Raw genomic sequence first — 20,509 nt, forward strand, 5'->3', positions numbered from 1 at the left:
GGGATTGACGGCGCAGAGGCCGGAAGTCTTCGTCATCCAGCCCGCCTTCGGCCGTGCCGGAGGCCAAACGCGGAAGGACGGAGGGGAGGCACCGGTCTTCAAGTCGTACGGTTCTTCGGTGGACGCACCGCCGTGATGACGGTCAGCAAGCCTCCGCGAACGGAGTACCGGTGCACGCGGGGACAGGCTCCGCAGACCACGGCACAGTGAACCGTGCCCCGTTCGGCCGGACACCCCTCAGTCAGAGACCACCGGCAGGACGTCCGGCGAGAGCGCGCCCGCGCGGGCCGTCGCCGCCGTCATGCGGCGGCGGTGGTGCCGGCGGCAGAGCACCTCGTAACCGATCTCGTCCGCGGACCGGTTGACGTCGCCGACGACCACCTGGGCGCCCTCGACCACCATCACACCGCCCTCCGTGCGGGCGTTGTGGGTGGCCCGGTTGCCGCACCAGCACAGCGCCTCGACCTGGAGCACCTCGATCCGGTCGGCGAGCTCCACCAGCCGCTGCGAGCCGGGGAACAGCTTGGAGCGGAAGTCGGTGGTGATGCCGAAGGCGTACACGTCCAGGCCCAGGTCGTCGACGACGCGGGCCAGCTGGTCTATCTGCTCCGGCGCCAGGAACTGCGCCTCGTCCGCGATCACGTAGTCCGCGCGGCCGCCCTGCGAGAGGTGCTCGACGAGGTGGGCGTACAGGTCCTGCCCGTCCTCGACCTCGACCGCGTCGGTGACCAGGCCCAGGCGGGAGGAGAGCTTGCCCTCGCCGGCCCGGTCGTCGCGGGTGAAGATCATGCCGGCCAGGCCGCGCGCGGAGCGGTTGTGCTCGATCTGGAGAGCCAGGGTCGACTTCCCGCAGTCCATGGTTCCGGAGAAGAACACCAACTCGGGCATGGGGAGGTGAGCACCTTTCGGCGGAGGCGGCGGGACGTGCGGGTCGGCGGGGTGCGGGGCGGCGGGGGCTTCAGGAGCGTACTTCGAGCAGGGGGACGAACTGCTCGGCGGGGGTCATGGAACCGTGGTTGCCGGCCATCGACGACTCCTTCCGCTCCCGCTCGGAGGCGATCAGCAGCACGTCGTCGTGCGCGGCCGCGACCACGTCCCCGATGCGCGGGTACACGCGGTCCTCGCACTCACCGGGCTTCCCGAACCAGCCGGCCGCGACCGCCTCGTCCCGGGAGGCCACCCAGAACCGCTCGCCGAGCACCTCGCGCCAGACGGTCAGGACGTCGTTCTCGGCGCCCGGTACCGCGTACACGTGGCGGGCCCGTCCCTCGCCGCCCAGCAGGGCGACCCCGGCGCGCAGTTCCCAGTCCTCGTCGAAGTCGATGCGGTGTTCCTCGTCGAACGGGATGTCGACCATGCCGTGGTCGGCGGTGACGTAGAGCGCGCTGCGCGGGGGCAGTTGCTCGGCCAGGCGCTGGGCCAGCCGGTCGACGTGCATCAGCTGGCCGCGCCAGGTGTCGGACGCCATGCCGTAGCGGTGCCCGGCCCCGTCCAGTTCGGCGTAGTACGTGTACACCAGGGAGCGGTCGCCGGCCGCCAGTTGCTCGGCGGCGAGGTCCATCCGCTCCTCGCCGCTCAGCCGCCCGAGGAACGTTCCGCCGCTGAGCGCGACCTTGGTCAGCGGGGTGTTCTCGAAGGTCGGGGAGGACACCTGGGCGGCGTGCACGCCCGCTTCCTGGGCGAGCTGGAAGACGGTCGGGTACGGCTGCCACCGGTCGGGCGGTGTCCACGGGTTCCAGCGGAGCTGGTTCATCAGCTCGCCGGTCGCCGGGTTGCGGACCGCGTAGCCGGGCAGGCCGTGCGCGCCCGGCGGCAGGCCGGTGCCGACGGAGGCCAGGGAGGTCGCGGTGGTCGCCGGGTAGCCGGCGGTGAGCGGGCGGCCCGTGCCGCCGCGCGAGCTGCCGAGCAGCGAGGTCAGGAACGGGGCCTCGTCGGGATGGGCCTTGATCTGCTCCCAGCCGAGGCCGTCGATCAGGAAGACGCAGTTGCGGTCCGCCGGGGTCAGCTCCGTGATCGCGGCGGTCATGCCGGGTACGGCCATCCCGGCGGCGAGGGTGGGCAGCAGGTCGGCGAGCGACCCGGTGCCGTACTCGGGCAGCGGTGCCGAGTCGGGGGAGAGCGGTTCCGGGTGGTCCCAGGCTGCGGCTGCGGACTGGGACATCAGCGGGTGACGTCCGCGGTCGCCTCGGAGATGGCCTGCGCGAAGACGAGCGCCTGGCGCACCGTCTCCGGGCCGTCCCCGGCCTCGCTGACGCGCAGGCTGAGGTCGTCGGCCGTGGAGTTGCCGGTGTAGCCGTGGTCGGCCTCGCAGTTGGGGTCGCCGCAGGCGGCGGGCTCCAGGTCGATGCGGGAGACGGCGCCCCAGCCGATGGTCAGCACGATCTCGCGGGGCAGGGTGCCCGGGGTGTACTGCTCCGGATTGGCGACCACGCGGCTGACCACGACCGACGAGATCCTGCCGAGCTTCACCGACTCCGTGGACGTCGTGGCGTACGGCGTGGGAGAAGTGCTGTCGGCGGCCTGCTCGTCGGTGTGGCTGACGATGAACCGGTTGCCGGTGAGCACCAGCACGGTGACGTGCCGCCGCACTTCGTTCTGGTCGAACGTGGTCTCCTGGTGGACCAGGTACGACCGGATGGGCTCGCCGCCCACAGCGGCCTCCACCGCCTCGGCCACGAGGGCCGGGTAGTAGCCGCTGCGCTCGATCGCCGCGCGCAGCCCCTGGGACGTCGTACTGGTCTTGGCCATGGCGTCCATCCTAATCCGTGGGCAGGGGCGGTCCGGTCCGGTCACAGGGCGGCGGGGCCGGGTCCGGCGGGCTCAGTAGACCGGCAGGGTGCGCGGGCCGAGGTCGTCGCGGGCCGGCGGGGGCGCGAGGCGCACGGAGGCGCTGAGGACGCTCAGGCCCCGCGGGGCGACCACGACGGGCTCCATGGTGACCGCGACGACCTCGGGGTGGTCGTCGACCAGACGGGACACGCGCAGCAGCAGCTCCTCCAGGGCCGGGGTGTCCACGGGGGTGGAGCCGCGCCAGCCGAACAGCAGCGGGGCCGTCCGGATCGACCGCACCAGGGAGGTCGCCTCCCGGTCGGTCACCGGGACCAGCCGGTGCGCCATGTCGCCGAGCAGCTGCGAGGCGGCTCCGGCGAGCCCGAAGGAGAGCACCGCGCCGGCCGCCGGGTCGATCACGGCCCGTACGACCGTGTCGACGCCGCGCGGCGCCATGCTCTGCACCACCGGTCGCAGTTCCTCGGGCCGGCCGAACAGCTCGGTCAACTCGGCGTACGCCCGCCGCAGCTGCTCCTCGTCCGCGAGGTCGAGGCGTACGCCGCCCAGGTCGGCACGGTGCCGCAGGTGCGGGGCGGTCGCCTTGAGCGCCACGGGGTAGCCGAGGGTGCGGGCGGCCCCGGCGGCGGCGTCCGGGGTGGGGGCGGGCAGCGCGCGGTGCACCTGGATGCCGTACTTGCCGAGCAGCTCGCAGGTCTCCTCGGTGCCGAGCGTCAGGCCCTGCCCGCGCGCGAGCATCCCGCCGATCAGCCGGGCGGCTCCCTTCTCGTCGATGTCCTCGTACTCGGGCACCTTCCCCGGGTCGGCGGCCTCCCTGCGCCACTGCGCGTACTTCACGGCCTCGCCGAGAGCTCGCACGGCCCGCTCGGCGGCGGGGTAGGCGGGGATGAGCCGGGAGCCGGTGGCCGCGGGGGCGGCACCGGCCGGCCTGTCCACGGCCGCCGCGATGCCGGGCAGTCGTTCCACCGGGCGGTGCGGGTCCCCTCCCCCGGGCGAGGCCGGTGCCGTGCCCGCCGCGGCGGACAGCGCCTGCGCCAGCCCGCCGAGCTCCACGTGGACGACGAGCACCGGCTTGCCCGGCACCCCGGCGGCCGCCGACCGCAGCGCCTCCGCCAGCTCCGCGTCCCCGGGCGACGCCTCGCCTATCGCCGGTATCGCGGTCACCACCACCGCGTCGCAGGTGTCGTCGGCCAGCGCCCGGGACAACGCGGCGTGGAAGTCCTCCGCCGACGCCCCGGTCGTCAGGTCCAGGGGCCGCATCGGCCGCAGCCCCTCCGCGAGGCACTGGTCGTAGGTCAGCAGCCCCAGCGACTCCGAGTTCCCCAGGATCGCCACCCGGGGCCCGGCGGGCAGCGGCTGCCGGGCGAGCAGCAGGCCCGCGTCGACCAGCTCGGTGATCGTGTCCACCCGGATCACCCCGGCCTGCCGGAGCAGCGCGGACACCGTGGCGTGCGGCAACCGCGTGGCCCGTACCGCGTGTCCCTGCGGCGCGGACCCGGCGCCCTGCACCACGACGAGCGGCTTCGCCGCGGCGGTCCGCCGGGCGAGCCGGGTGAACTTGTGGGGGTTGCCGATGGATTCCAGGTACATGAGGACGACATCGGTGTCCGGATCGTCGTACCAGTACTGCAGGACGTCGTTGCCGGAGACGTCCGCCCTGTTGCCGGACGACACGAAGGTGGAGACGCCCGTGACGCCGGTGACCCCTCCCCCGCGCCGGTGCAGCCGGGACAGCAGGGCGATGCCGATGGCACCGGACTGGGCGAACAGCCCGATACGGCCGGGGCGGGGCATCTCGGGGGCCAGGGAGGCGTTGAGCCGCACCTCGTCGGAGGTGTTGATGATCCCGAAGGCGTTCGGCCCGACGATCCGCATGCCGTACGTGCGCGCCTGCCGCACGAGTGCGCGCTGTCGCTCGCGCCCGTCGGGCCCGGCCTCCGCGTAGCCGGCGGAGAGCACGACGAGTCCCTGCACACCGTGCTCGCCGCACTCGGCGACCACCTCGGGCACGTGCTCGGCGGGCACGGCCACGACGGCCAGGTCCACGGGGCCGGCGATCTCCCGCACCGACCGGTGCGCGGGCACCCCGTCGACCTCCTTCAGTTCCGCGGGGAAGGCCTTGTTGACGGCGTACAGGCCTCCGGTGAAGCCGGCGTCCCTGATGTTGCCGAGGACACCGCGCCCCACGCCCCCGGGCGCGCGGCCGACGCCGACCACCGCGACGGACCTCGGCACCAGCAGCCGCCGTACCGACCGAGCCTCGGCGCGCTGCTCCCGCGCGCGCTGGACGGCGAGCGAGCGGTCGGTGGGTTCGAGGTCGAACTCCAGGCGTACGACGCCGTCTTCGAAGCTGCGCTTCTGGGTGTACCCGGCGTCCGTGAACACCTTGATCATCTTGGTGTTGGCGGGAAGGACCTCGGCGGCGAAGCGGCGGATGCCCCGCTCGCGCGCGACCGCGGCGATGTGTTCGAGGAGGGCGGAGGCGACCCCGCGGCCCTGGTGGGCGTCCTGCACCAGGAAGGCGACCTCGGCCTCGTCGGAGGGCGCCGAGGCGGGCATGCCGTCGGCACCGATGCGGTCATAGCGTACGGTGGCGATGAACTCGCCGCCGACCGTGGCCGCGAGTCCCACCCGGTCCACAAAGTCGTGGTGCGTGAAGCGGTGGACGTCCTTGGCGGACAGGCGCGGGTAGGGCGCGAAGAAGCGGTAGTACTTCGACTCGTCCGAGACCTGTTCGTAGAAGCTGACCAGCCGGTCGGCGTCATCCACGGTGATGGGCCGGATGCGCGCGGTACCGCCGTCGCGCAGCACCACGTCCGCCTCCCAGTGGGCGGGGTACTCGCGCCGGTCGTGCCGGTCCGCCGGGGTCTGCATGGGCCCCAGAGTACGGCTCGCGTCCGACAACGGCGCGAGGCAGTCTGTAGGGCGACGTCGGATCGAGGCCGCGATCCGACGGCACACCCGGACGGGACACGAGGACCGTCCGGGGATGCTTCACGATATGAAAAACTGGTCTAGACAACCTGAGAACCGAAGGGCAGCAACACATGGCTGAGCGCCGCGTCAACGTCGGCTGGGCCGAGGGCCTCCACGCCCGCCCCGCCTCCATCTTCGTCCGAGCCGCCACTGCCGCAGGCGTGCCGGTGACGATCGCCAAGGCCGGCGGCACTCCGGTCAACGCGGCCTCCATGCTGGCCGTCCTCGGCCTCGGCGCCCAGGGCGGCGAGGAGATCGTCCTCGCCTCCGACGCCGAGGGCGCGGACGCCGCCCTGGACCGGCTGGCGAAGCTGGTCTCCGAGGGACTCGAGGAGCTGCCCGAGACCGTCTGAGCGCACACCGCACAGAACGGCGGAGCCGCGTCGCCCCTTTCGGGCGGCGCGGCTCCGCCGTTTTACCGGGAATTCCGGCGGCGCGACGAATTCAGGCAGGGAAAATACCCCGCCATCGAATTGCTCCTCTTTGTATACGGCGCCCGTGTTAATGCCGCAGGCTCGGCATGTTTACGGCTTGTTGCGAAGTCCTCACACGTTCCGTACGCTCGGCGCCGCCGGTGAAACGCAGCCGGTGCGCGGCCGCCCCGCGCTCGGTGTGCAGCGCCGTGACCGCCCTGGCGCGCTCGCCGTCGCCGCGCGCCACCGCGTCCACGATGGCGCCGTGCTCGGCCCAGACCTCCACCGGGTCGGCGGGCGCCTCCACCGCGTACATCCAGGCGATCTTGTGCCGCAGCTGGGTCAGCACGGAGATCAGCGCATGGCTGCCACAGGCCTGGGTGAGCGTCTCGTGGAACCAGCCGCCCAGGGAACGCAGGTCGTCGCTGTTGCCCCGGCGGGCCCGCTCCTGACCCAGCCGCACCAGGCCCCGCAGCACCTTGAGGTGGGCCTCGGTGCGGCGCTGGGCGGCCCGGGCGGCGCCGAGCGGCTCCATCAGCAGGCGCATCTCCAGCAGGTCGGCCGCCTCCTGCTCGGTCGGCTCGGCGACGCACGCGCCCGCGTGCCGCCGGGTCACCACGAAGCCCTCGGCCTCCAGGGTGCGCAGGGCCTCGCGGACGGGGACGCGGGAGACGCCGTAGCGGCGGGCGAGGAGTTCCTCCGTCAGGCGGCTGCCGCGCTCGTGGACACCGGCCACGATGTCGTCCCGGATCGCCGTGCATACCGAGTGCGCCGGAATACGCATGACCGACCTCCGCCTTAATCCGCGAGAAACGTCGCCGCTGGACGCTCTTTCCGTGACTCTATTCCAGCGGGCGGGAATTTCCGACGGCGGGTCGGAATCCATGGATATTTTTTGGACAGCGGGATGGCGGGACAGCGGGATCGGGGTGAGAGGACGCGCGGAAACCACGAAAGCCCCGGTTCGGACCGGGGCTTCGGGAGGGGGTGGGCGCGGGCTTTCGTCAGACGTTCATGCCGTGCTTGCGGAGGTAGGCGACGGGGTCGACGTCGGAGCCGTACTCGGGGGTGGTGCGGGCCTCGAAGTGGAGGTGCGGCCCGGTGACGTTGCCGGTCGCGCCGGACAGGCCGATCTGCTGGCCCGGGGTGACCCGCTGGCCCACCGAGACGCCGATGGACGACAGGTGGCCGTACTGGGTGTACATGCCGTCGGCCATCCTGATCACGATCTGGTTGCCGTACGCCCCGCCCCAGCCGGTGGACACCACCGTGCCGGAACCGACCGCGTGGACGGCGGTGCCGCTCGCGGCGTGGAAGTCGATGCCGGTGTGCGAGCCGGAGGACCACAGGGAGCTGCTGGCCTCGTAGCCGGTGGAGACGTAGGAGCCGGTGACCGGCATGACGAAGGCGTTGAGCCGCTTGCGCTCGGCCTCGCGGGCCGCCCGCTCCTTGGCCTCGCGGGCCCGCTCCTTCGCCTCGCGCGCCTGCTCGGCGGCCTTCTTCCGCGCCGCTTCCTCGGCCGCCTTCAGGTCGGCGGCCTCCTTCTGGGCGGCTGCCTGGGCGTCGATCTGCTGGGGGACCGACTCACTGATGGTGATGACCGGGGTGAGGGCCGTCTGCTCGGGCGCGGGCACGGGCTCCGCGGCGAGCGCCGGGGCGGCGAGGGTGCCGACGGCGCCGGTGGTGGCAAGGGCCGCGACGCCCGCCGCGCGGACGGTGGTGCGGTGCATGCGGCCGGGACGGCGGTGCTTCCCGGAGGCGCGGGTGAACGCCATGAAGTGGCTGGTCCTTTCCTTCCTTCTCGCCTACCGGGTTAGCTGACGGGTTCGGAGCAGGAAGGTCTCCTACGGACCCCCTCGCGGTGTGCGCGGGCGCCCGATTCACCCCAGGGGACGATGGGTCCCCGGCTCCCCTGGCTCGCGCCGTACGGGGACTCGGCGATGGCTGTCCGGTGCCGCGGGTGCGGCGCGGTGCCTGACGGACAGCCCGGATGACGCTAAGGGCCGCGACTTTCGATCCTCAAACGGAACAGGGTTTTTGTAGCGCACGCCACAGGGCAGACGGGCAGCCTCCGCCTCAATCCGGACATCCGGCCGGGGACATGGGGGGTGAACCCGGGGGAACGCCGTGGGGCCCAGGTGAGCCGTCGTCACCTGGGCCCCGCGCGCGTGCCGCTGTGGCCCGGTCGCCCGGTGTAGCCCGGCTAGTCGGCCGGCACGACGGAGACCTCGCCGACGCCGAGGGCCTCGACCGGCTCCTTGATCTGCGCCGCGTCCCCGACCAGGACCGTCACCAGGCGGTCCACCGGGAAGGCGTTGACGACCGCCGCGGTGGCCTCCACCGTGCCGGTCGCGGCGAGCTGCCGGTACAGCGTCGCCTGGAAGTCGTCCGGCAGGTGCTGCTCCACCTGGTCGGCCAGCGTGCTCGCCACGGCCGCCGCCGTCTCGTACTTCAGCGGCGCCACCCCGACGAGGTTCTGCACGGCCACGTCGCGCTCGGCGTCGGTGAGCCCCTCCGCGGCGAGCGTGCGCAGCACCGTCCACAGGTCCGCCAGGGCGGGACCGGTGTTCGGGGTGTCCACGGAGCCGCTGATGGCCAGCATCGAGGCGCCGTTGCCCTCGGGCCCGGACCTGAGGACCTGCCCGAACGCGCGGACGCCGTAGGTGTAGCCCTTCTCCTCGCGCAGGACACGGTCCAGGCGGGAGGTGAGGGTGCCGCCGAGGCAGTAGGTGCCGAGCACCTGGGCGGGCCAGACCCGGTCGTGCCGGTCGGGGCCGACCCGGCCGATCAGCAGCTGGGTCTGGACGGCGCCGGGCCGGTCGACGATGACGACGCGTCCGGTGTCGTCGGCGCTCACCGGCGGGACCGGGCGCGGCTGGGCCGCGGAGCCGCTCCACGCGCCCAGCGTCTCGCCGAGCAGTTCGTCGAGGTCGACGCCGGTGAGGTCGCCGACCACGACGGCGGTGGCGGTGGCGGGCCGCACGTGCCGCTCGTAGAAGGCGCGGACCGCCGCCGAGTCGATCTTCGCGACGGTGTCCTCGGTGCCCTGGCGGGGCCGGGACATGCGGGCGGTGGCCGGGAAGAGCTGCCGGGACAGCTCCTTGGCGGCACGGCGGGAGGGGTTGGCCAGCTCGTGCGGGATCTCGTCGAGGCGGTTGCGCACCAGCCGCTCGACCTCGCCGTCGGCGAACGCGGGCGCCCTGAGGGCGTCGGCCAGCAGTCCGAGCCCCTTGGCCAGGCGAGAGGCCGGGACCTCCAGGCTGAGGCGGACGCCGGGGTGGTCGGCGTGCGCGTCGAGGGTGGCGCCCGCACGCTCCAGCTCGGCGGCGAACTCCTCCGCCGAGTGCTTGTCGGTGCCCTCGGAGAAGGCCCGCGCCATGATCGTGGCGACGCCGTCCAGGCCGGTCGGCTCGGCGTCCAGGGGCGCGTCCAGGAGCACCTCGACGGCGACGACCTGCTGGCCGGGGCGGTGGCAGCGCAGCACGGTCAGGCCGTTGTCGAGCGCGCCGCGCTCGGGGGCCGGGAACGCCCACGGCCTGGCCTCGCCCGCCTGGGGCTGCGGGTGGAAATCCATCGCGGCGAGCTCGCTCACTTGGCCGCCTCCTCGTTGTCGTTCCGGTCGGAGCCCGTCTCCACGGTGGCCTCGGCCTCGGGGTCCTCGGGCACGTCCACGTCCTCGGTCCGCTCGGCGGCCTCCGCGGAGATGGGCTCGTAGACGAGCACCGCCCGGTTGTCGGGGCGCAGCCGGGCCTTGGCGACCTCCTGGACCTCCTCGGGGGTCACCTCCAGGACGCGCTGGACGGCGGTGAGGGCGAGCTGCGGGTCACCGAACAGGACCGCGTACCGGCAGAGTTCGTCGGCACGGCCCGCGACCGTGCCGAGCCGGTCCAGCCATTCGCGCTCCAACTGGGCCTGGGCGCGCTCCATCTCCTCGGGCGTGGGCCCCTCCTCGGCGAAGCGGGCGAGCTCCTCGTCGATCGCGCTCTCGATGACCGGCACCTCGACGTCGCCGGAGGTCTTCACGTCCAGCCACCCCAGGGAGGGCGCCCCCGCCAGCCGCAGCAGGCCGAACCCGGCCGTGACCGCGGTGCGGTCCCGCCGTACCAGCCGGTTGTAGAGGCGGGAGGACTCGCCGCCGCCGAGGACGGTGAGCGCCAGGTCGGCCGCGTCGGCCGCGCGCGTGCCGTCGTGCGGGAGCCGGTAGGCGGCCATCAGGGCGCGCGCCGGGACCTCCTCCACGACGACCTCGCGCAGCTGCTCGCCGATGGTGTCCGGCAGCGAGCCGTCGCGCGGCTCGGGCTTGCCGTCGTGGGCGGGGATCGAGCCGAAGTACTTCTCGACCCAGGCGAGGGTCTGCTGGGGGTCGATGTCGCCGACGACGGAGAGGACGGCGTTGTTCGGCGCGTAGTAGGTGCGGAAGAACGCGCGCGCGTCCTCCAGCGTCGCCGCGTCCAGGTCCGCCATGGAGCCGATCGGCGTGTGGTGGTACGGGTGGCCGTCCGGGTAGGCCAGGGCGGTCAGGCGCTCGAAGGCGGTGCCGTACGGGACGTTGTCGTAGCGCTGCCGGCGCTCGTTCTTGACGACGTCCCGCTGGTTCTCCATGGACTCGTCGTCGAGGGCGGCCAGCAGCGAGCCCATGCGGTCGGCCTCCAGCCAGAGGGCGAGCTCCAGCTGGTGGGCGGGCATGGTCTCGAAGTAGTTGGTGCGCTCGAAGCTGGTGGTGCCGTTGAGCGAACCGCCCGCGCCCTGCACCAGCTCGAAGTGGCCGTTGCCCTTGACCTGCCCGGAGCCCTGGAACATCAGGTGCTCGAAAAGGTGAGCCAGGCCGGTACGTCCCTTGACTTCGTGGCGCGAGCCGACGTCGTACCAGAGGCAGACCGCCGCGACGGGGGTCAGGTGGTCCTCGGAAAGCACCACGCGCAGACCGTTGGCCAGCCGGTGCTCGGTCGCTGTCAGGCCCCCGGAGCCTGCCTCGGCCGTGGTCGTGTGACCCATGGGCATGTACGTCCCTTCGCTCGCGGAGGCGGTCGTGAAACCGCGGTCTTCCTGCCGGTCCTGCCACTGTATGCAAGCGTGTGCATCCCGGGCGAAGTTCCCGCGGGACGTACGCCCACAGCGGATCGCGTAGCCTGCGGTCAGCCCCACCGCGGGACCGGGCCCGTCGCACGGGCCCCGGCTCGCGCGGCACCCCTCGGCGCCGGGCCGGACCGCCGGCGCCGGGTCACGGCCCGCGCTGTCAGTGCCGCGGTCCACAATGGTCCGCGTCAGATCCCGTCAATCGCTTCAGCACGAGCGAGCCGCAGGGTGAGCGACCCGTAGGCGAGCGACCAGAAAAGAGGAGCCGGCAGCGATGGCCCGCCGCAGCACGAAGACCCCGCCGCCCGACGACTCGTACGAGGAGAGGATCCTCGACATCGACGTCGTGGACGAGATGCGTGGCTCCTACCTCGAGTACGCGTACTCGGTCATCTACTCGCGGGCCCTGCCGGACGCCCGCGACGGCCTCAAGCCCGTGCACCGCCGCATCGTCTACCAGATGAACGAGATGGGCCTGCGTCCGGAGCGGGGTTACGTGAAGTGCGCCCGCGTCGTCGGCGACGTCATGGGCAAGCTGCACCCGCACGGCGACGCGTCGATCTACGACGCGCTGGTGCGCATGGCGCAGCCCTTCTCGATGCGCGTGCCCCTGGTGGACGGCCACGGCAACTTCGGCTCGCTGGGCAACGACGACCCGCCGGCCGCCATGCGGTACACCGAGTGCCGGATGGCCGAGGCGACGAGCCTGATGACCGAGTCGATCGACGAGGACACGGTCGACTTCGTCCCGAACTACGACGGCCAGGAGCGGGAGCCGCTCGCCCTGCCCGCCGCCTTCCCGAACCTGCTGGTCAACGGCGCTTCCGGGATCGCGGTCGGCATGGCCACGAACATGCCGCCGCACAACCTGCGCGAGGTCGTCGCGGCCGCCCGCCACCTGATCAGGCACCCCAACGCCGACCTCGACGCCCTGATGCGGCACGTGCCGGGCCCCGACCTGCCCACCGGCGGCCGGATCGTCGGCCTCAGCGGCGTCCGGGACGCGTACGAGACGGGCCGCGGCACCTTCAGGATCCGGGCCACGGTGGCGGTGGAGACCGTCACCGCGCGCCGCAAGGGCCTGGTCGTCACGGAGCTGCCCTTCACCGTCGGTCCGGAGAAGGTGATCGCCAAGATCAAGGACCTGGTGGGCGCCAAGAAGCTGCAGGGCATCGCCGACGTCAAGGACCTCACCGACCGTGAGCACGGCCTGCGCCTGGTCATCGAGATCAAGAACGGCTTCGTCCCGGAGGCCGTCCTGGAGCAGCTGTACAAGCTGACGCCGATGGAGGAGTCCTTCGGCATCAACAACGTCTGTCTGGTCGACGGCCAGCCGCTCACCCTGGGCCTGAAGGAGCTGCTCGAGGTCTACCTCGACCACCGCTTCGACGTCGTCCGGCGCCGCAGCGAGTTCCGCCGCGGCAAGCGCCGCGACCGCCTGCACCTGGTCGAGGGCCTGCTCACGGCCCTGGTGGACATCGACGAGGTCATCCAGCTGATCCGCTCCAGCGAGAACTCCGCGCAGGCGAAGCAGCGCCTGATGGAGCGCTTCTCGCTGAGCGAGATCCAGACGCAGTACATCCTCGACACGCCGCTGCGGCGCCTGACGAAGTTCGACCGCATCGAGCTGGAGGCGGAGAAGGACCGGCTCAACGCGGAGATCGAGGAGCTGACCCGGATCCTGGACTCGGACGCGGAGCTGCGCAAGCTGGTCTCGACCGAACTGGCCGCGGTGGCGAAGAAGTTCGGCACCGACCGGCGCACGGTGCTCTTGGAGTCGGCGGGCACCCAGGTGGCGGCGGTCCCGCTCCAGGTGGCGGACGATCCGTGCCGGGTGCTGCTGTCGTCGACGGGTCTGCTGGCCCGTACGGCGAACGGCGAACCGTTCGCGCAGGACGCCGACGGCCGGCGCGTCAAGCACGACGTGATCGTCTCGGCGGTCCCGGCGACCGCGCGCGGCGAGGTGGGCGCGGTGACGTCGGCCGGCCGGCTGCTGCGGATCAACGTGGTCGACCTGCCCCAGCTGCCCGACACGGCGGCGGCGCCGAACCTCGCCGGTGGGGCGCCGCTGGCGGAGTTCGTCTCCCTGGAGGACGACGAGACGGTGGTCTGTCTGACCACGCTGGACGAGTCGTCGCCGGGCCTGGCGCTGGGCACGGAGCAGGGCGTGGTCAAGCGGGTGGTCCCCGACTACCCGGCCAACAAGGACGAGCTGGAGGTCATCACGCTCAAGGAGGGCGACCGGATCGTCGGCGCGGCGGAGCTGCGCACCGGCGACGAGGACCTGGTGTTCATCACCGACGACGCCCAGCTGCTGCGCTTCCAGGCGTCCATCGTCCGCCCGCAGGGCCGTCCGGCGGGCGGCATGGCGGGCATCAAGCTGGCCGACGGCGCGAAGGTGATCTCCTTCACCGCCGTCGACCCGGCGGCGGACGCGGTGGTCTTCACGGTGGCGGGCTCGCGCGGAACGCTGGACGACTCCGTGCAGACGACGGCCAAGCTGACCCCGTTCGACCCGTTCCCGCGCAAGGGCCGGGCCACCGGCGGCGTGCGCTGCCAGCGGTTCCTGAAGGGCGAGGACTGCCTGTCCTTCGCGTGGGCGGGTCCGGTACCCGCGCGCGCGGCGCAGAAGGACGGCACCCCGGTCGAGCTTCCGGAGCCGGACCCGCGGCGGGACGGTTCGGGCACGTCGCTGCCGAAGACGGTGTGGGTGATGGCGGGCCCGTTGCTCTAGGCCGGCTTCAGGCCGGCTCTGGACCGGCTTCAGGCCGGCGGATCCCCGGGGTCGTACTCCGGGGGACCTCGGGATCGCGTACGTAGCGCAGGACGCCCCACATGCCGTGTTCGTCGGCGTGTGGGGCGCCGTCCTCGCACGCCTGGAGCTCCTTGCCGAGGGTGGGCGCGTCGATGCCGGTGCCGATGAGGACGAGCTGGGTCAGCCGGGCGTCGGCCGGCCCCCAGGGCTCCGGGGAGAAGCGCAGGAACCGGCCGACGGCGTGCACGGCGTACCGGTTCCGGGTGTCGTACGGGCCGAAGTCGACGTATCCCTTGATCCGGTACAGCCCCTCGGGCCGGCTGTCGAGGAAGGCCATCAGCCGGCGTGGCTCGAGGGGGACCTCCGCGGTGAAGGACAGGCTGTCGTAGGCGGTGTGCAGATGTCCGGCGTGACCGGCGCCGTCCTCGTGCTCGCACGGGTCGGCCTCGTGCGGGCCGACCTCGTACAGGTCGTCGAAGGACAGCTGGCCGACCCGCTCCTCGCTCGGCCGGCAGTCGAAGAGGAACTCGGGGTCGACGCGGCCGTAGAGGGCGGGGACCACCGCGGCGCGGCCGGCGAGGGAGCGGACCACGCCCAGCAGGCGTTCGCCGTCCGCGGCCCGGTCGAACTTGTTGACCACCACCAGGTCGGCGAGGGCGAGATGCCGGTCGATCTCCGGGTGCTTCGCGCGCGTGTCGTCGAACTCGGCGGCGTCGACGACCTCGATCAGCCCGCCGTAGACGATCCCGGGGTGCTCGCTGGCCAGCACCATGCGGACGAGTTCCTGGGGTTCTGCGAGGCCGCTGGCCTCGATGACGATGACGTCGATGCCGGTGGCGGGAGCGGCGAGCCGTTCCAGGTAGAGGTCGAGCTCGCTCGCGTCGACGGCGCAGCACAGACACCCGTTGCCGAGCGAGACGGTGGAGTCACCGAGCGCCCCCGCGACCGCCATGGCGTCGATCTCGATGGCCCCGAAGTCGTTGACGATCGCTCCGATGCGGCTGCCCCCGCTGTGGTGCAGAAGGTGGTTGAGGAGCGTGGTCTTCCCGGAGCCGAGGAAACCGGCGAGTACGACGACCGGGATCTGCTGCGGACTGCGGCTGTGCCCCACCGTGCGACCTCTCTCACGCGGACGCGCGCACCGGCTCACGGCCCGGCGCGCGGACAAGGATGAAATGCCGACCCAGGATACGAGTAGGGGGAAAGCCCGCGGAGTGAACGATTGTTAGCAGGCCTTGCGGGGCAGACGTTGGGCATGGCGCCGGGGTGTGCGACCCTCGCTTCCCTCCGTGCGCCGCCTCTCCCGCCTCCCCGCCGATCAGAGCCGCTCGGCACTCTGGGAGACGGCAAGCGCCGCCCACCGCTCGCCGGTCCCTCCAGTCGACCCGCGTCCCACAGTCGACCCGCATCCCGACGACCGGCGGACGGCCGCCTGATTCGGGGGTTGACATGGCCGCACGGAAGACTGGGATACGGGGGCTTGGCTCCGTCGCCACGGCGGCCCTCACGCTTTCGGTGGCCGGCACCATGGCTTCCTTACTGGCGCACCGCCGCGCCGTCGAGGCATTGACCCGCATGCACACCGAGGTGCTGCGGCGCCTGGACGCCCTCGAGGAACAGCACCGGCAGGCCGCCCGGCGCGCGGACCTCCTCGAGTACCAGCGCGATCACCGGCAACTCCTGCTGGCGGCGATGGAGGACCAGGACCTGCTCCCGGTCCTCGACACCTACCAGGGCGATGTGCCGCCCCAGGTCCAGAAGCAGTACCTGTTCGCCAACGTCCTGTACGTGCACGCCCTGAACGGGTACCGGATCGGTCTGCTCAGCCGCGGTGAGCTGCGCGGTCACATCCGCATGCTCTTCCAGAGCCCCACGGCGCGCGCCTACTGGGAGGCCACCCGGCCGCACCGGGCCAGCCTGCGGGACGACACCGACGAGGCGGAGATCGGCAGGATGACCGACGAGTTGCTGCTCGAACTGGACGAGGCGGACACGGACGAGTGGTGGGTCGTGGGCGACAGCACCGACGACTGAACCCCGTTTTACTGTCACTCACTCAGACGAACAGATCTGGCCCCCATGAGCGATCGGTGCAAGCTAGGTTGTCCCCGCCTGCCCTGGAGCACACCAGCCGTCGCAGCAGGCCCAGCCCCTGTCGGCCCAGGAGCCACCCACTTCCTGGCGGCCGCCACGAGGACAGCTACTGACCGACCGAGCAAGGACCGGGATCCACTTGAAGATCGTGCGCCGCATTGGTGCCTCACCTCGCCAGAGAGGAAGCGTGACCGGGCAGTCCTGCCCGGACATCTTTGAACTGCAGGACGGAAACTTCGCGGTGATCGGCACCGACCGCACGGAAGCCCTGGACGCCGAACTGCCGGCCGACGCGGCGCGTGCCGATGACGAGCGGATCGTGGTGATCACGCGCGAGACACTCGTCCGGGCCAAGGCCGACATCCCGGACGCGTAACGCGGCCGACGCGTCCACCCCGGCAACACGGCACCGGGGAGCCCCTCTTCCACGGCACTCCGTGACCTCGGCGAGGTGCCGTGGGGAGACTCCCCGGCGGTCGGGCCGGGCCTTCCGCTCAGGCCACCACCGGCACCGCCACCGGTGGTTCCGGCCCTCGTACCGGGCCACCGGCCGGATGCAGGGCACCGCCGTGCCGTGATCGCGGACGGACTCCGGGCCGGCCGCCGCATCCCCGGGCTCGGCCACCGGCTCTACCCGGGCGAGGACCCCCGCGCGCGTCCAGTCGGGCCTCCTGGAGCGGTTCCAGCGCGCCGAACCCGCCCTCCTCGCGGCCCTGGACATCGTCGCCACGACCGCCGGCCACAGTCCGCCGCACGCCAACGTGGACCCGGCCTCGCCGTGTTCACCGTGGCCGCCGGCATGCCCGCCGGCGCGGGCGGGACAGTCCCCGCCGTCGCCCACGCCCTGGAGGAGTACGGGGAGCGCCCGCTGCGCATGCGCCCCAGCGGGCACTACGTCGGTCCGCAGCCGCCTCAGCCCCTGCCCCTGCCCCTGCCCGAGTAGGACACGAGGAGGGCTGGAAGTCGCTTCGAGGAAAGCCAGGTTAGGCTTACCTGTGTGAGTAGGTGCGCGACCGTCTCCCGGAGCCTCGACGAGCCCGTCTCCGGTACCGCGGCCACGGCGACGACGTGGCTGCTGCTGGAGCAGCCCGGGCCGTGGGGCGCCAAGGCGCTCACATCGAGCCACCTGGACCCCGCGCTGGGCCGCGCCCTGGAGGCCGCCGCCGAGGGCACCGGTGTGCGGATCGCCCTCGTCCGCCGTCCCGGCCGGCACGCCGACCCCGGGACGCCCGCCGAGCGCCAGGTGTACGTGGCGCACACCGTCCCCGGAAGCGGCTGGCTGCGGCACGCCACCACCCACGACCCGGGACAGCTGCTCGGCCTCGACTTCGCCGCCCTGGGCGCCGGTGACCACAGCAGCTTCGGTGCGGCGCTCGGGGGGCGCGCGCACGAGGGCGGCCCGCTCGCCCTCGTCTGCACCAACGGCAAGCGCGACCGCTGCTGCGCCCTCCTCGGCCGTCCCCTCGCCGCCGAACTCGGCGCGTCCGGCGTGCCCGGCGTGTGGGAGGTCACTCATCTGGGTGGACATCGCTTCTCACCGACGGTGCTCGTGCTGCCGTACGGATACGCGTACGGCCGGGCCGAGGCCCACGCCGTCAAGGAAGTCCTGCACGGCGTCCAGGAGGGCCGTGTCGTCGCCGAAGGGTGCCGCGGGCGGTCCGCCTGGTCTCGTCCCGGACAGGCGGCGGAACTGGCCGTGCGCTCCGCGACGGGCGAGTACGCGGCGGAGGCGCTGAGCGTCGTACGGACGGACGGCGCGGGGCCGCACTGGGAGGTGACCGTCGCCCACACCGACGGCCGCCACTGGCGGGTGACCGTGGCCCAGGGCGCCTCGCTGCCGCCCCGCCCCGAGAGCTGCGGGGCGGCCGTGCTCGGTGCGCCGGCCCGGATGGACGTGGTGGCGGTGCGGGAACTGACCGGTGCGGGGCGGGCCGGCTAGGGACTAGGGAACGGCACACCGTTTCCCCAAGAGCTGGTCAAGAGATCCACGCCACACCCCTTCGGCAGCGCCCGGCGTCCCACGTACCGTCTTGGGTATGAGCCCCACTCCCCCCGCGCGCCGACGGCGCCTGGGCCTGCCACGCCGGATGTTCTCGCAGGTCCTGCTGATGCAGGTGGCGATCGCCGCGGGAGTCGCGGTGCTCGCGACCGGACTGTTCCTGGCGCCGCTGAGCAAGCAGCTCGACCAGGAGGCGATGCGCCGTGCGCTCGCCATCGCGCAGACCACCGCGCAGGACCCGCAGATCGCCAAGGACCTGCTGAGCACCCCGCCCACTGCCGACGGCCCGGTGCAGCGGGAGGCGGAGCGGATCCGCCGTGCCACCCGTGCCGAGTACATCGTGGTGATGGACCTGAGGGGCGTGCGCTGGTCGCACACCGCTCCCGACCAGATAGGCGGCCACGTCTCGACGGACCCCGGCGAGGCGCTCGCGGGCAAGGAAGTCATGATGATCGACAGCGGCACCCTGGGCCGCTCCGCCCGCGGCAAGGTACCGCTGTACGACGCCGGCCACCGGATCATCGGCGCCGTCTCGGTGGGCATCGCCTACGACAGCGTGCGGGCACGGTTCATCGGCGCGATCCCCGGACTGTTCGCGTACGCGGGCGGCGCCCTCGCGGTCGGCGCGCTGGCCGCCTGGCTGATCTCCCGCAGGGTGCAGCGGCAGACCCGGGACCTCGCCTTCTCGGACATATCGGCGCTGCTCGCGGAGCGTGAGGCGATGCTGCACGGAATCCGGGAGGGCGTCGTCGCCCTCGACCGCGCGGGCCGCGTCCGCCTGCTCAACGACGAGGCACGGCGCCTGCTGGGCATCGGCGACGAGGCGGTCGGCCGGTCACCGGACGAGGCGCTCGGCGCGGGCCGTACGACCGACGTCCTGGCCGGCCGGGTCACCGGCACCGACCTGCTCACCGTGCGCGGCCAGCGGGTCCTGGTCGCCAACCGCATGCCCACCGACGACGGCGGCGCGGTGGCCACCCTGCGCGACCGTACCGAGCTGGAGCAGCTGGGCCGCGAACTCGACTCCACCCGGGGCCTGATCGACGCCCTGCGGGCCCAGGACCACGAGCACGCCAACCGCATGCACACGCTGCTGGGTCTGCTGGAGCTGGAGATGTACGACGACGCCGTGGAGTTCGTCGGCGAGGTCGTCGGCGACCACCGGGCCACCGCGGAGCAGGTCACCGAGAAGATCCAGGACCCGCTGCTGGCCGCACTGCTGGTCGGCAAGGCGACTGTCGCGGCCGAGCGCGGGGCGGCCCTGTGGGTCTCCGACGCGACCAGGCTGCCGGACCGGCTGATCGATCCCAGGGGGCTGGTCACGGTCGTGGGCAACCTGGTCGACAACGCGCTCGACGCCGTCGCGGGCACCCCGCACGCGCGCGTGGAGGTCGAACTGCGCGCCGAGGCGCGTACGGTCGTCCTCCAGGTGCGTGACACCGGGCCCGGTATCCCGGTGGAGCAACGGGAGCTGGTCTTCACGGACGGCTGGTCCACGAAGAAGCCGCCCGCGCACCGCAAGCGGGGCATCGGGCTCTCCTTGGTGCGCCGGTTCGCCGAGCGGCAGGGCGGGAGCGCCACGGTGACCGAGGCGGAGGGCGGGGGCGCCCGGTTCACCGTCGTCCTGCCGGAGGCGCTGGCCGAGCCGGGTCCGGCGGCGGGTCAGCAGCCGGCCCTCACCGTGTCCGCCCCGGCCGCCGACCAGGAGGAGGCCCGGTGATCGAGGTCCTGGTCGTGGACGACGACGTCCGGGTGGCGCGGGTCAACACCGCCTACGTGGCGAAGGTGCCGGGCTTCCATGTGGCCGCGCAGGCGCACAGCGCGGCGGAGGCGCTGCACTGGCTTCAGACGCTGCCACGCCTCGACCTGGTTCTGATGGACCACTACCTGCCCGACGAGACGGGCCTGGCGGTCGTGCGGGAGATGCGCCGCCGGGGCCACCAGACCGACGTGATCATGGTGACGGCGGCCCGGGACGTGTCGACAGTGCAGGCCGCCATGCGGCAGGGTGCGCTGCAGTACCTGGTGAAGCCGTTCGGCTTCGCCGGTCTGCGGGCCAAGCTCGAGGCGTACGCGCAGCTGCGCCGCACCCTCGATGGCGGCGGCGAGGCCGAACAGGCGGAGGTGGACCGTATCTTCGGCGCGCTGTCCGCGCCGTCGGAACCCGCGCTGCCCAAGGGGCACTCCCCCACCACCGCCGAGCTGGTGCGCCGGTCCCTGATGAACGCCGACGACCCGCTGTCGGCCCAGGAGATCGCCGAGCGGACCGGGGTGAGCCGGCAGACCGCCCAGCGCTATCTGAAGCTGCTGGAGCGCACCGGCCGGGCGAGGCTGACCCTCAAGTACGGCGACGCGGGCCGCCCGGAACACCGTTACGTGTGGGCGACCCGCGCCTGAGCGCTGCCGACG

General features: G+C 72.8%; 16 protein-coding genes, 1 pseudogene and 1 riboswitch. Of the genes and pseudogenes, 8 read left to right on the plus strand and 9 right to left on the minus strand.

Going from position 1 to position 20,509, the window contains the following annotated elements; all coding sequences use genetic code 11:
- Positions 1-237: 237 nt before the first annotated feature.
- The 4 genes from ABZX30_RS14510 to ABZX30_RS14525 all read right to left on the minus strand — a co-directional run bounded on the left by ABZX30_RS14510 (position 238) and on the right by ABZX30_RS14525 (position 5,661).
- Positions 238-888 carry a thymidine kinase gene (locus ABZX30_RS14510; protein ID WP_355933171.1) on the minus strand — a complete coding sequence of 217 codons (651 nt, stop codon included), beginning with the start codon at positions 886-888 and terminating at the stop codon, positions 238-240.
- A gap of 70 nt (positions 889-958) precedes the next feature.
- Complete coding sequence (locus tag ABZX30_RS14515; RefSeq protein WP_355933174.1) at positions 959-2,161, minus strand: nucleotide pyrophosphatase/phosphodiesterase family protein; 1,203 nt, start codon at positions 2,159-2,161, stop codon at positions 959-961.
- Positions 2,161-2,748, minus strand: a complete 588-nt coding sequence (locus tag ABZX30_RS14520) for a DUF5998 family protein (protein WP_355933176.1) — start codon at positions 2,746-2,748, stop codon at positions 2,161-2,163. Before ABZX30_RS14520 ends, ABZX30_RS14515 begins: the two co-directional genes overlap by 1 nt.
- A gap of 72 nt (positions 2,749-2,820) precedes the next feature.
- The gene (locus ABZX30_RS14525; RefSeq protein ID WP_355933179.1) at positions 2,821-5,661 is read right to left on the minus strand and encodes a GNAT family N-acetyltransferase; all 2,841 of its coding nucleotides are present in this window, start codon (positions 5,659-5,661) and stop codon (positions 2,821-2,823) included.
- A 173-nt stretch (positions 5,662-5,834) separates the two neighbouring features.
- Here ABZX30_RS14525 and ABZX30_RS14530 point away from each other — a divergent pair, with 173 nt between their 5' ends.
- The gene (locus ABZX30_RS14530; protein ID WP_030235221.1) at positions 5,835-6,116 is read left to right on the plus strand and encodes an HPr family phosphocarrier protein; all 282 of its coding nucleotides are present in this window, start codon (positions 5,835-5,837) and stop codon (positions 6,114-6,116) included.
- 148 nt (positions 6,117-6,264) lie between these two features.
- On the opposite strand, the gene ABZX30_RS14535 is transcribed toward ABZX30_RS14530, so the two are convergent.
- The 4 genes from ABZX30_RS14535 to ABZX30_RS14550 form a co-directional block, all read right to left on the minus strand.
- Positions 6,265-6,960 (minus strand): GntR family transcriptional regulator, encoded by a 696-nt coding sequence (locus ABZX30_RS14535; RefSeq protein WP_355933182.1) that lies wholly within the window; start codon positions 6,958-6,960, stop codon positions 6,265-6,267.
- 220 nt (positions 6,961-7,180) lie between these two features.
- Positions 7,181-7,951: a M23 family metallopeptidase gene (locus ABZX30_RS14540; protein WP_355933185.1), complete on the minus strand. Its 771-nt coding sequence runs from the start codon at positions 7,949-7,951 to the stop codon at positions 7,181-7,183.
- Between the two features lie 13 nt (positions 7,952-7,964).
- A riboswitch (cyclic di-AMP (ydaO/yuaA leader) is annotated at positions 7,965-8,126 on the minus strand.
- Between the two features lie 253 nt (positions 8,127-8,379).
- Positions 8,380-9,768: a pitrilysin family protein gene (locus tag ABZX30_RS14545; protein ID WP_355933188.1), complete on the minus strand. Its 1,389-nt coding sequence runs from the start codon at positions 9,766-9,768 to the stop codon at positions 8,380-8,382.
- The gene (locus tag ABZX30_RS14550; protein ID WP_355933191.1) at positions 9,765-11,177 is read right to left on the minus strand and encodes a pitrilysin family protein; all 1,413 of its coding nucleotides are present in this window, start codon (positions 11,175-11,177) and stop codon (positions 9,765-9,767) included. The genes ABZX30_RS14545 and ABZX30_RS14550 overlap by 4 nt, the downstream gene beginning before the upstream one ends.
- A 349-nt stretch (positions 11,178-11,526) precedes the next feature.
- Between ABZX30_RS14550 and ABZX30_RS14555 the strand changes: the two genes are divergently transcribed.
- Complete coding sequence (locus tag ABZX30_RS14555; protein WP_355933194.1) at positions 11,527-13,986, plus strand: DNA topoisomerase IV subunit A; 2,460 nt, start codon at positions 11,527-11,529, stop codon at positions 13,984-13,986.
- A 7-nt stretch (positions 13,987-13,993) separates the two neighbouring features.
- Here the strand turns inward: ABZX30_RS14555 and ABZX30_RS14560 are convergent, their stop codons facing one another.
- A complete protein-coding gene (locus ABZX30_RS14560) occupies positions 13,994-15,118 on the minus strand; it encodes a GTP-binding protein (RefSeq protein ID WP_355933197.1) in 1,125 nt (374 codons plus the stop codon).
- Between the two features lie 338 nt (positions 15,119-15,456).
- On the opposite strand from ABZX30_RS14560, the gene ABZX30_RS14565 reads away from it, so the two are divergent.
- From ABZX30_RS14565 to ABZX30_RS14590, 6 genes and pseudogenes are all read left to right on the plus strand, one after another.
- Entirely contained in the window at positions 15,457-16,041 is a 585-nt protein-coding gene (locus ABZX30_RS14565; protein ID WP_355933199.1) for a DUF6082 family protein, read from the plus strand.
- Positions 16,042-16,240: 199 nt separating this feature from the next.
- The gene (locus ABZX30_RS14570; RefSeq protein WP_355933202.1) at positions 16,241-16,477 is read left to right on the plus strand and encodes a hypothetical protein; all 237 of its coding nucleotides are present in this window, start codon (positions 16,241-16,243) and stop codon (positions 16,475-16,477) included.
- A gap of 198 nt (positions 16,478-16,675) precedes the next feature.
- A pseudogene (locus ABZX30_RS14575) lies at positions 16,676-17,044 on the plus strand (citrate/2-methylcitrate synthase); the annotation flags it as partial.
- Between the two features lie 54 nt (positions 17,045-17,098).
- Positions 17,099-18,040: a sucrase ferredoxin gene (locus tag ABZX30_RS14580; RefSeq protein WP_355933205.1), complete on the plus strand. Its 942-nt coding sequence runs from the start codon at positions 17,099-17,101 to the stop codon at positions 18,038-18,040.
- 97 nt (positions 18,041-18,137) lie between these two features.
- Positions 18,138-19,820, plus strand: a complete 1,683-nt coding sequence (locus tag ABZX30_RS14585; protein ID WP_355933208.1) for a sensor histidine kinase — start codon at positions 18,138-18,140, stop codon at positions 19,818-19,820.
- Positions 19,817-20,497 carry a response regulator gene (locus ABZX30_RS14590; protein ID WP_355933210.1) on the plus strand — a complete coding sequence of 227 codons (681 nt, stop codon included), beginning with the start codon at positions 19,817-19,819 and terminating at the stop codon, positions 20,495-20,497. The genes ABZX30_RS14585 and ABZX30_RS14590 overlap by 4 nt, the downstream gene beginning before the upstream one ends.
- Positions 20,498-20,509 lie beyond the last annotated feature (12 nt).

The sequence above is a fragment of the Streptomyces sp. NPDC004542 genome, assembly GCF_040610035.1.
Taxonomy (GTDB): Bacteria; Actinomycetota; Actinomycetes; order Streptomycetales; family Streptomycetaceae; genus Streptomyces.